Source organism: Alteribacillus sp. HJP-4 (assembly GCF_042139015.1).
In the GTDB taxonomy this organism is placed as follows: domain Bacteria; phylum Bacillota; class Bacilli; order Bacillales; family Marinococcaceae; genus JBHIKY01.
On the sequence record NZ_JBHIKY010000001.1, the window covers coordinates 307,073 to 318,767 of the forward strand.

Sequence of the window (11,695 nt, forward strand, 5' to 3'; positions counted from 1 at the left end):
AATGTTGGATGATCCAATCATACATACAAAATACCTCCAGCAATGGATTACCACGAAGATGAAGGAATATGGGGCAGCCCTGGCAGGGAGGGAAGATTATACATGCGATGGTTATGGTGGCTGCAAAAGCAGCAGACGAAACCAAATGAAACTGCGGAGCAGACAATTCCTGCTTTGATAAATAAGATGACGAGCTCTGAAGATTTTGTTCACGCTTATCATCCTAATGCGAACCACCCTTATTGGCTGTCGTACTACCAGCCGATCATAGACGAAGTCACTCTGTATCATCACATTCTCCCGGTTGTCCAATCGGAGGAATATCAGAGTCTTTTAGAGCTGAAAGACAAAATTCCAATTGACAAAATCACTCTTCCTGCAACTGTTCAAGAAATGGAACAAAAGCTGTTGGATGGCCACGTAATGATCCAGGAGGATCCCACTCTCCCCGGTTTGTTGATTCCCGCTGTTTCCACAACCGTGCGGGATATCAGCATTCCGGAGGTGGAGTTTAGTGTTATTGGACCAAAAGAGTCGTTTGTGGAAACGATTGATATCAACCTCCGTATGGTGAGAAAGCGGCTTCCGGATGCTAATTTAAAGGTGAAAGAATTCCGCATTGGTTCCCTTTCTAAAACGAAAGTGGCGGTTATGTACATGGACGGAATAGCGGATCGGGAAAATGTTCAGACAATGACTCAGCGCATTCAGGATATCGATTATGATCACATCAATGACAGCTCTTATATTAATCAAATGATTGAAGACAATTCAAACTCGCCCTTTCCGCAGCTGATAGACACAGAGCGGCCCGATCGAGTGGCCGCTGCCCTGGCGGAAGGCAAGGTCGCTGTATTAGTAGACGGTTCACCGACTGCAATCATCGGGCCGACCACGTTTATTGAATTCTTTTCTTCTTTTGACGACTATTTTTTAAGCTGGCATATCGCTTCTGTGTTTCGAATGATTCGTTTGTTTGCTGTTGCCTTCAGTATTCTGGCAACTCCTCTGTATGTGGCCGTCATCACCTATCACGCTGCTCTCATACCTAAGGATTTATTATCCACGTTAATCCTATCAAGAGAAGCGATTCCATTTCCACCGATTATTGAAGCCGTATTTTTAGAGCTTGCCATTGAGCTGCTGCGCGAAGCCGGAGCCCGTCTTCCTACAAAGGTTGGTCAGACGATTGGTATTGTAGGAGGGATCGTCATCGGAACAGCGGCCGTGGAGGCAGGCCTGACGAGTACGGTGCTGTTAATTATCGTCGCCCTGGCAGCTTTAGCTTCCTTTACGACCCCAATTTACAGAATTGGTAATACCATTCGGCTTATCCGCTTTCCCTTTTTAATTCTAGCTCAGCTTTGGGGACTAATAGGCGTAGCACTGGGCTTTGCTTTTCTGCTCGTACACTTACTGGGATTGACTTCTCTTGGAAGGCCTTATCTGGCACCTTTATATCCACCCCGGCTGCAGGATTTTAAAGATTCGATTATCCGTCTGCCATTTAATAGACAATCTCAAAGGCCGCAGCACCTGAGGCCCGAAACAGTCTATCGTTTTGATCAAAAACAGGCCATGCAAAAGAAAGACATTGATGATTAATACGAAGAAAAGGAGGGGAGAAACGTGTCTTCTACCATACCTGAACGCCACTTGATCCCCCCTTTTCTTGTATTCTTTATCATTTCTTCCATGCAGATTGGCGTAGGGGTATTGGGATTCCCGAGATATGTAGCGGAAGACGTCACTTATGAAGCCTGGATCGCTGTTGTTCTCTCCGGCATTTGTATGTCTGTTACGATTTGGCTCACTTTCAGTATTCTTAAACAAGGCAACGGTGACATTATATCGATACATCGGGAGATATTTGGAAAATGGATAGGAAACTTCCTCAGCTTTCTGCTGTTGGTTTATTTCTTTGCATTGGGACTGGTGGTCGCAAGAACCTATATTGAGGTGATCCAGCTGTGGGTGTTTTCTCAATTGCCTACGTGGATGATGGCCTTAAATCTTTGTCTATTGGTTTTATTTTTAGTAACAAAAGGGTTTCGGGCTGTGGTCGGTTTTTGTTTTTTCGGAACGTTAATAACCCTTGTAAGCCTTCTTTCCTTTTTGGCTCCGTTGGAATTTGCTCATTATCGCAATCTCCAGCCGTTTTTTGACCACGGAGCGATGGATTATTTGAGGTCAATAAAAACGATGACATTAAGCTTTTTAGGGGTAAAACTTGCCTTTATTTACTATCCCTTTATTAAAAAGCCGGAGGCAGGACTGAAGTGGGCTCTGGCGGGAAATGGGCTATCGATTTTGATATATACCTACATCGCTGTTATTACCACATTATTTTACAGCCAGGGGCAGCTTCAATCCACGATTTGGCCGACAATTACCATATGGCAGATTATTGAGCTGCCTTTTGTCGAACGATTCGAATCGACTGGAGTCGCACTTTGGATGCTGGTTATTCTCCCGAACGTGGGATTAGCTTTTTGGGCAGCAAGCCGGGGAATGAGGCTACTGTTCTCATGGGACCAGCGAAAAACTCTCTTAGGCTTATTAGGATTACTGCTGCTTTTGTCCTCTCTTTTTCAAACAAGACAGGCTATAGATACATTGAACACCGTCGTCTCAGAAACAGGCTTTTATTACGTCTATGTGTATATTCCATTATTGTGGATCGCACAAAAAATCGTTACTGGGACAAGGAGAAAAAAATCATGAAAAAAATAATTACGTGTTTTCTTCTTTCTTTACTTATTGTTACACCTGGCTGTGTTCAGCCGGAAATTATTGATGAAGTAGAGCTTATCCATGCACTGGGATATGATTGGGCCGGAGAAGATATGGTGGAGGGGTCCGTGAGCATCCCTTTATTTCAGGAAGAACAGGAGCTCCCGATGGCTAAAGGCTCGATGGCCAAAAGTGCGACCATTACGACCACTTCTCACACTAGTAAGGATCTTCGTGTAGAGCTGAGCGCGAGGTCTCCCAAAACATTTAACAGCAGCAAGCTGTCCGTAGTAATGTACAATGATGAATTAGCGGAAAGAGGAATTATGCGCCTGGTGGACACTCTGCGGCGTGATCCTGTGGTAGGGCGCCGCATTTATCTATGTGTAGTGAACGGAAATGTAAAGCAGCTTCTAACCACACAATCCCCTCTGGAGGATGAAGTTTCAAGCTATTTGTCCAGCCTTATCGATCAGAATATCGAATCCCAGGGTCTTCCCACCACTAACTTACATGTATTCTTATATAGATACTACGGCAGGGGAATGGACCCTTATCTTCCTATAATAGAGAAGGTGAATGATCAGATTGAATTAAAGGGCCTTGCGATTATGAAAGAAGACAAACTGGTCTCCACGATTAATTTAAAGGACGCCTTTGTCTTTAAGATGCTTGTCGAGCGTTTTAAAAGAGGCATGTACGAGGTAAACCTTGGGAAACACGAATTTGCGACCATTCAAAACCTTCAGGCTCACTCGACCTATAAAATTAAACGCGGAAACCAGACTCCTGTTATTTCTGTCAACCTGGACATGAAGGGCTTCATTAATGAATATTCAGGCGAAAAATTGACTCCATCTAAAGTGAAACAAATCAAAAAGAAAGTGAAAAGGGAAATTCAACAAAATGCCGAAAAATTGATCAAAGAATTTCAAGAACAGGAAGTCGATCCGATCGGCTTTGGAGATCAAGTAAAAACACGTACTCGGCAATGGGACGAGAAGAATTGGAATGAAAAATACCCCGATCTTGATATTCAAGTGACTACAAATGTTCAAATTGTTCATTCCGGGGTGTCCGATTAAGCTGGTTTTTGTTGATTTCATCCCTCCAGGCGGACGCTTTCCGTGGGGCTTAATCCTGTCTCAGCAAAGCTTCGCCAGAATGGATTTTCAGACGGCGCTGCTCCCTACGGAGGGAGTAGCCGCCTTGCGTTCTTCAATCTAAGTATTTTTAACGTACTATCTTATCATTTTAAAAAAACAAGGGCTCCGATTTAGTCGAAACCCTTGCAGTAGCAACAATATGTATGGAGCTTCCTAGCGGGCTTGAACCGCTGACCTCATCCTTACCATGGATGCGCTCTACCAACTGAGCTAAGGAAGCTTATGGAAGAATTTCATCAAGAAACTTTGACTGCATATTGTATATTATCACTGTCACACGTAGTGGTCAAGGGATATTTGCGGAAGTTTTGACAGAAAATTTTTGTATGAAAGAAACGTAAAACAGCCAACCTTTCGACGGAGCAAAAGATTGACTGTTTTCTTATTCAGTTTTCCTGAACTGGCTTCCAAGCCGTCTTGCTCAATCCCCATTTTTCCTGTTTTCTTTCGGCCCGCTGTATGGCACTCCTTCCTATTTTCATGTTAATCAAAGCCAGGAGAGGGATGGCGAAAAACAGTGCTGCAGCCGGCATAATAAATAGAAGAAATAAGAGAACCGCTGCGGAGGCCGCTATGTTTAGAAATGCATAAGGGATAGAGGCCAATCCGATCAGCATAGCGTCCTTCATCTGCCCGGGCAGGGGCTTTTCAAAGGAGACTGCTGTTGGAAATATAAATAAAAGGAAAAGTAGATACAGTACTGCTAATAACGAGAATATAAACGTGAGGACGAAGCCTGCCGCATGATCGATGCCCGATGCGATATAAAGATCCAAACCAAGAAATCCACCGGTCCCTATCAGCACCACACCGATCAGGTTTGCTTTTCGAAAGCTATTGCGAAAGGTTTTCTTAAAGGTGACAAACGTGCCTTCACCTTGATCGAACCCTTCCGTTTCCCATTTACGAATTACTTCATATAAAGCCATCGTCGCTGGAAAAATTCCGAAAAGGACGCCGCCGGCCAAAGAAAAGCCAATCCACAGCGCATTCACATACGCTATTTGAATAATGACATCGATTGCTAGGTGCAGCATGTTTTTTGTATCACCGTTTTTTCCCATCTTTTTTCCTCTCCTTTCTTATCCTTTTATACCTGAGAAGCTTACGCCTTTGATGATCTGTTTTTCGAAAATAAGAAAGGCAATAATTACAGGCAGAGAAGCGAGTGCATTTACCGTCATTGGTTCCACATACGTGTCGGTGTAGGCGGAATTAAATACTGGAATACCAACCGGGAGTGTATACAGACTTTCTGAAACGATCGCGAGATATGGCCACAAAAAGTTGTTCCAGGAAGCGATAAAAGTCAGTATACCGATTGCCGCCATCGCTGGCCTAGCCAATGGAAGCACGATGTTCCAATACAGCCGCCAGTCAGCACATCCATCGATTTTGGCGCTTTCAATCAGCTCATCCGGGACTCCGTCAAAAAAGCTTTTTAAAATAACTACACCGAGCGGGGTTGCGACCATCGGCAGCACGAGACCGCCATAGGTGTCGAGCATATTCATATCGCCGACGATTTCAAACAGCGGAATAATCATCGCTTCGCCCGGCACCATCAGCCCGGCTAAAAAGAATACAAAGATGAAGCGGCGGTATGGAAAATCCATTTTTGATATAGCAAACGCTGCCAGTGACGTGAGAATTAACGTCACAATTGTTGTGATCACCCCGACAACAAAGCTGTTCCACGTCCATAAAAACACGTCGCTACCGCTAATAATTTTAATGTAATTTTCTAACGTATATGGCGGTAGAAACCATGCCAGCGGCTCCGTTGAGACAGCGTTGATCGGTTTTAATGATACAAACAGCATCCAGACAATCGGAAAAATGAATACTAATGCCACAATAAGCGCGATAATTACCTTTACTAAATGAAAGGGATCTCTCTTTTTTTCCAGTAAGGTTTGGCCGTTTTTACTCATATGATCCTCCCCCCTCGTCCGCCGAATCGGAGCTGAACAATCGATAACAGCAGCAGCAGAATAAATAGAATATAGGACATGGCCGCCGCATAGCCAAGGTCTGAGCGTTCAAATCCCATTTCATAAATATATTGGATGATTGGTCTGGTGGAAGTCCCCGGCCCGCCATCGGTAATTAATAAGATCTGAGCAAACACTTTAAAGGAGGCAAGCACCTGCAGCAGCAGCACAATTCTTGCGATCGGAAACAGCTGCGGCAGTGTGATAGACCAGAACATGCTCATCCGGGTCGCTCCGTCTACCTCCGCTGCCTCGTACAGGTCATCCGGTATATCCTGCAGGGCGGAATCATATTAAAACCGACTGTCCACCAAAGTGTCACCACAATAATCGTCACCCAGGCAAGCGAAGGAGTGTCAAGCCAGAATGGTTCAATATCAAAGCCAAACATTTGAATTACATTATTGATGACTCCGTTATAGGGCTGCGCCATAAAAATCGCTACATATGAAATAACGGAAACAGATAAAATACTCGGAACAAAATAGGCTCCCCGGAACAACGTTTTCATTTTAGAATTAATATTTGCAAGCAGAGCCAGAACGAGAGCAAGAATTACCATGCCCGGTGTAGATAATACGACAAACAAGGTCGTATTTCGAAACGCTTCCCAGAAGTTTGGGTCTGTAAATAACCGTGTATATTGATCGAAGCCGATGAATTCCTGTTGTTCAATTAATGTCCATTCAAAAAAGCTCATCTGCATCCCTTTGAAGATGGGATACACGGTGAACAGTAAATAAGCAATTAGAAATGGAAGGAGAAACGGAATCGGCCGCAATTGTTTTTTCCAGTACGATTTTTCCACGAAAATAACTCCTTTCTATCCCGTTTTCATTAATTGACAATGGCTTCTAATTCATTCACCATATCGTCTATTCCCTGCTCGGGACTGACACGGTCTGCTAGAATTTCATCAATGCTGCGTGTCATTTCTGTTTCTGCTGGTCTGTAATAAATAGTTTTCGGTGGATATTCAACATAATCGGCCACTTCCGCATATTCGGAGCGGTTCGGCATTGCATTAAACTCGTCCGACTCAACCGTTTCATTATCTGCGGGGATATGACCTGCTTCTGTCCAAGTTAACCCACCTTGTGTCGTCACGTATTCGATAAAATCCATCGATGCCTGCTGTCTTTCGGTATTCGTATCATCCTTGATCGGCATAATCAGCGTGTGAGAATCACCCCAGGCCGCTTTTTCGCCAAATACCGACGGAATGGGATAGGCCTGAATATTTAAGTCGGTCGCTTCAAACGTTCCTGTCCCCCACACTCCTGTCATAATTCCAACGGTTCTTTCGCTTTGAAAATCCTGAAAAAAGTCAGCTGAATTAAGGGGTATCAGCTCTTCTTCATAATAGAAGCTTTTCAAATACTTCACCGCTTCTACTGCAGTCTCTTTATCAAGGGAAACTTTGACGTCATTTAAATCTTCTGCATCAAAGATTGGTGTTCCGCCCATCTGATGGTAAAATGCCCACCATAACCTGTAGGCGTCCGCTCCCCCTGTCGACAATGCGATGGGACTTGCTTCCATCCCTTCGTCATTAGGACGTCCTAAAAATTCTAAAAATGATTCCGGCGATTCTTCTTCCAGCAGCAATTCTCCGTTTTCATCCACCATGCCGGCTTCTTCTGCTAAATCGGTATTAAAATACATGATCATAGGGTGCGTATCGAGCGGCACAGCATGTCGTTCTCCTTCTACTTCAATCGAATCTACGATATTTTCGTTATAGGTTTCCCAGTCTAAGCCCGCTTCCTCTGCGATTGAATCAAGCGGCATTGTCAGCCCCTGATTGACCAAATCAGGAAGCACCGCCGCGTGGCTGACTGCCACATCCGGACCTCGATCGGCCACGACACTTGTCGTCAGCTTTGTATAATACTCATCATAATCCTGCAGTACTACATTGACATAGACATCATCCTGGCTTTCATTGTAATCGTCGACAATTTCCTGCATAAAATCGAGGTCGCCGCCGCCAAATAACACCCAGTAATCAATCTGAACCCTGCCGTCTCTGGTTGTCTGAGAGTCCTCCCCGCAGCCTGCGAGCAGCAGCATAAGAAGACCGGCCATTAGCCATATGATACTTTTCTGCTTCATTTCATCCCCCTCCTTCAGAATTTTCTATTAATTGAAAGTGCTTTCATTTTGTAGAAAAAAAAGCAGCAATAACCCAGTCCTTTCTCCGTGATATTGCTGCATTTTTCTTGTGATTACCGTTTTGAATCATTAATTTTCTTTATCTTGTCCATGGCGATTTTTGGTGTTCGGTCCTCTTTTAACAAGCCGTTAATTTCCTGCTGAACGTCAGTCGTCTGCGTATAGCAGTACCCTACAATATACGGCAGCGCTTTAATCGCATCGGTAATCGATTGATACCGCTGTAAAAATTCTTCCTCCGAATCGACCTGGTGTCCGTAGCCCCAGCCACTTCCTTCGTTAAAAGCAATGCCTCCGTATTCGCTGATAATGACCGGCTGTCCTTTATATTGATAACCTTCGGCGAGGGCGTATTTATTGTTATTATGCGAAATCCGGTTCTCGACAATGTCATTTTTATTTTCGTAACGCCTGGTGAAAACGTCTCCTGCTTCCTCATAGTCATGAAAGGTTAATATATCAGAAATCGTATGCTCCCATCCGTCATTGACGACGACCGGCCGCTCGGAATCGATCGTTTTCGATAAATAATAAATCGATTCTGTAAATTTCTGTTGTTTATTATCATGAGAAATATTCGGAACACCCCATGACTCATTGAATGGCACCCAGGTTACGATGGAAGGATGGTTATAATGCTGCTCCATGATCGCCATCCATTCCTCGGTGAAATTTTTGACTGCTTCATCGGTAAATTCGTACGCGGCGGCCATCTCCGACCAGACCAACAGGCCTTTTTTGTCGCACCAGTATAAAAACCGCTCATCTTCAAGTTTTTGGTGCTTTCTTACGCCGTTAAAGCCCATAGCTATCGTTTTATCAATATCCTCAAGCATCGCTTCATCCGACGGCGGAGTCAGCATTGTCTCTTTCCAATATCCTTGATCAAGCAGGAGCTTTTGATATACCGGCCGATTATTCAAGAGCACCTGACCGTCCTTAATCGACACCTTGCGCATGCCGAAATACGATTCGACATGATCAACCAGCGCGTCATCAACGTATAAGGAAAAGCTGACATCGTAGAGATGCGGATGCTCCGGGGTCCAATGAAGCACCTTCCATTCATGAATCTCGGCAAGTAGATCAACGGTCATGCTCGCGTGCTTTAGGGTTGGAGTGAATGAAAAGTGTTTTACTTCTTCCCCTTTAAAGCTAATTTTTGTCTCTACCTTCCTGCGGCTGCCACTTTCTCCTGCGAACGAATAATCGAATGTGATACTGTTCGTATCAATATCCGGTGTCATTTTCACATTCTGAATGCTTTCTTCGTGTAAAAATTCAAGCCAGACCGTCTGCCATATCCCCGTTGTCTGTACATACCAGCAGCCAAAATTCTCATCACGCCAGCGCTGCTTTCCGCGCGGCTGGGAGCAGCTTTGACTGTCCTCTGCTTTGACAACAAGCTGGTTGCTTCTACTCTCCGAAAGCGCTTTCGTAATATCGAATGAAAATGCAGCATTGCCGCCGGCATGGTCCCCAATGTACTGCCCGTTCACCCACACTTTCGTTAAATAATCAGAAGCTTGGAACCGTAATATGGCTCGCTTCCCGGATTCTTTTTCCGGAACTGTAAATGAACGCTCGTACCATACGTATGGATGAAAGGTCGTATCCCCAATTCCGCCCGCTTCTGTTTCATATGTAAAAGGCACTTGAATGGTATGAGAAAGTTTTGAACCCTCCTGCCATTTTTTGTTTTCCCCTTCATTTTGATCATCAAAATCAAAGGACCATGCTCCATTTAAATTCATCCAGGAATTTCGTTTGAATTGTGGACGCGGATATTCTGTTCGTTGAAACGCAAAGTTTTCATTCATCTTCTCATTTCTCCTTTTTTCTCCATATTTATGTTTCTTTTTTGGTTGTTTTCTGTTTTTTCTTATCATTTGATGTTAATGCAAGAATAAGGGGATTTTGTTCAACAGTCAATAGTTTTTTATTGTTATTTTGTTTTAAAACAATTATTTTGTTTCATTAAAAGTTTTGCTTCTGTCCTTTTCGTGCCATTCTCATGAACAAAAACGATTAAAAAACTACCTTATCGCGCACTGCAATAAGATAGTTATGATTTTGCATATAAAATTTTTAATTGTAAGTCCTGAGGATAGTCCCCCAGCTCCGACCCAAAAATATTTATTCCGCCTTTATGGACGGCATCATCCTTTATTCCAATTTTGACGGATAAGATCGAATTGCTGCCGACGAGGAGATCATTTACCGTCGAATTTGACAGAAACACATCATCGATCGTCGTTTGCTCCTCCGTGATTTTCCATGTTTTTAAGACACCGTATTGCGTATTTGTCGAGGTTCCCCAGGCCCCGGTATTCAAACTGCCCGGCCGGTCCCCAAAATCTCCTGGACTTGTCCATGTGCCAATATCGACCTGATTCATCCAGACAGTAATATCAGAAGGCCAATTATGATCATAATTGGGTGCCTCCGAGCATATTTCCGCTGAAAACTCTATCTCTTTTATTTTGACATCGTTTGGAATAATGATGGGAAATTTGTATTCAAAATAGCCCTTGCGCGTCCAAATCAGATGCGCCCGGGTCCGAATCGGATTATAAAAATGAACAGGATCATCCTCAGGCACTAATACCCCGTCAGCATTGGCCATTCCACAGGTAGGTGATACCTGAAAATCCACATAATGCCCGATCGGCATCTCCATTTCAAAGCTTTCCCGATGCTTCATCGGATGCTCCGGCGGACTATTCAATTGAATATGAATGTCATCAAAGTTCCTCGTACATACCTTCATTACCCCTCTTTTGGCAGGGCGGAGCTCGGTAATCACGAGAAATGCCTCTTCGAGTACTTTAATATGGGAGGCTGCAGTCGACAGAGGAATGTCGAGTTCCCGGCCTAATTCATGTATATTCATCGTACGTTTGTTTAAAAGATTTATCATTTTTAGACGAATTTCTGATGATAATGCGTGAGACACCAGTTTTAGTTTGTCTAATTCGTTTATGGACAGCTCTAACAAGGGGACCACCTCTGCGAAATATGTCTGGAATGCCGTGGCGCGGAGCAGCGCTTTGATAATTGTTCATAATTATAACATTAAATCAATTACTATTTTATCACTAATCCAAATTTCTTGTTGGAAATAGGTTTTCAGCTCGGGTTTTCCCCCGGATGACACATTTATCCCTTTCTTTTCCGTGGTTTCCCCCTTCCCGAGCGCATATCACCTGTTCGGAGGGCTTATCCACGCTTGGCTTAGCGTTTCACTTCTTTCATGGCGCGTTTCCCCTGATGGCGAGAAAGTATCCCGCTTTGCGATGGCTCTATCCCCCGCGCCATGCTCCTTTCCCGTTCCGAGGTGGGGTTTCCCCCGGACCACAAGCTTATCCCTTTCTCTTTGAAGGTATCCCCCTTTTCGAAACCAACGCAGAAGGCAGCCCATACAAAAAAAGCCGCCGGAACTCGAAGTTCTGGCGGCTTTTTCTATCGTGCCCGGCAGCGTCCTACTTTCACAAAGGGTTGCCCCTTCATTATCATCAGCGCTGAAGAGCTTAACTTCCGTGTTCGGCATGGGAACGGGTGGGACCTCTTCGCTGTCGTCACCGGACAATGCGGCACATCGGTGCCTTTAGGAGAAAATGTATTCCC

General features: G+C 44.2%; 10 protein-coding genes, 1 tRNA gene and 1 rRNA gene. 3 read left to right on the plus strand and 9 right to left on the minus strand.

All coding sequences use genetic code 11. The features are described from left to right. Nucleotides 1–102 precede the first annotated feature (102 nt). Genes ACE4RR_RS01425 through ACE4RR_RS01435 form a run of 3 tightly spaced genes read left to right on the plus strand, consistent with a single transcriptional unit; the run spans nt 103 to nt 3,818 of the window. Nucleotides 103–1,605 carry a spore germination protein gene (locus ACE4RR_RS01425; protein WP_375533598.1) on the plus strand — a complete coding sequence of 501 codons (1,503 nt, stop codon included), beginning with the start codon at nt 103–105 and terminating at the stop codon, nt 1,603–1,605. A gap of 24 nt (nt 1,606–1,629) precedes the next feature. Next, nucleotides 1,630–2,724, plus strand: coding sequence for a GerAB/ArcD/ProY family transporter (locus ACE4RR_RS01430; protein ID WP_375533599.1), 1,095 nt, complete (start codon nt 1,630–1,632; stop codon nt 2,722–2,724). After that, on the plus strand, nt 2,721–3,818 hold the full coding sequence (locus ACE4RR_RS01435; protein ID WP_375533600.1) for a Ger(x)C family spore germination protein: 1,098 nt from the start codon (nt 2,721–2,723) through the stop codon (nt 3,816–3,818). The genes ACE4RR_RS01430 and ACE4RR_RS01435 overlap by 4 nt, the downstream gene beginning before the upstream one ends. A 225-nt stretch (nt 3,819–4,043) precedes the next feature. Here the strand turns inward: ACE4RR_RS01435 and ACE4RR_RS01440 are convergent. From ACE4RR_RS01440 to rrf, 9 genes are all read right to left on the minus strand, one after another. Continuing rightward, a tRNA-Thr gene (locus tag ACE4RR_RS01440) sits at nt 4,044–4,119 on the minus strand. 166 nt (nt 4,120–4,285) lie between these two features. Continuing rightward, a complete protein-coding gene (locus ACE4RR_RS01445) occupies nt 4,286–4,963 on the minus strand; it encodes a YesL family protein (RefSeq protein ID WP_375533601.1) in 678 nt (225 codons plus the stop codon). A gap of 18 nt (nt 4,964–4,981) precedes the next feature. Further along, nucleotides 4,982–5,833 carry a carbohydrate ABC transporter permease gene (locus tag ACE4RR_RS01450; protein WP_375533602.1) on the minus strand — a complete coding sequence of 284 codons (852 nt, stop codon included), beginning with the start codon at nt 5,831–5,833 and terminating at the stop codon, nt 4,982–4,984. Further along, nucleotides 5,830–6,174 (minus strand): carbohydrate ABC transporter permease, encoded by a 345-nt coding sequence (locus tag ACE4RR_RS01455; RefSeq protein WP_375533619.1) that lies wholly within the window; start codon nt 6,172–6,174, stop codon nt 5,830–5,832. Before ACE4RR_RS01455 ends, ACE4RR_RS01450 begins: the two co-directional genes overlap by 4 nt. Continuing rightward, nucleotides 6,132–6,701, minus strand: a complete 570-nt coding sequence (locus ACE4RR_RS01460; protein ID WP_375533603.1) for a carbohydrate ABC transporter permease — start codon at nt 6,699–6,701, stop codon at nt 6,132–6,134. The genes ACE4RR_RS01455 and ACE4RR_RS01460 overlap by 43 nt, the downstream gene beginning before the upstream one ends. 29 nt (nt 6,702–6,730) lie before the next feature. Continuing rightward, nucleotides 6,731–8,008, minus strand: coding sequence for an extracellular solute-binding protein (locus tag ACE4RR_RS01465; protein WP_375533604.1), 1,278 nt, complete (start codon nt 8,006–8,008; stop codon nt 6,731–6,733). Nucleotides 8,009–8,121: 113 nt separating this feature from the next. Beyond that, entirely contained in the window at nt 8,122–9,888 is a 1,767-nt protein-coding gene (locus ACE4RR_RS01470) for a glycoside hydrolase family 2 protein (protein ID WP_375533605.1), read from the minus strand. A gap of 245 nt (nt 9,889–10,133) precedes the next feature. Then, nucleotides 10,134–11,066: an ArsR/SmtB family transcription factor gene (locus tag ACE4RR_RS01475; RefSeq protein ID WP_375533606.1), complete on the minus strand. Its 933-nt coding sequence runs from the start codon at nt 11,064–11,066 to the stop codon at nt 10,134–10,136. Nucleotides 11,067–11,537: 471 nt separating this feature from the next. Then, nucleotides 11,538–11,654: ribosomal RNA gene (rrf, locus tag ACE4RR_RS01480) — 5S ribosomal RNA — on the minus strand. Nucleotides 11,655–11,695 lie beyond the last annotated feature (41 nt).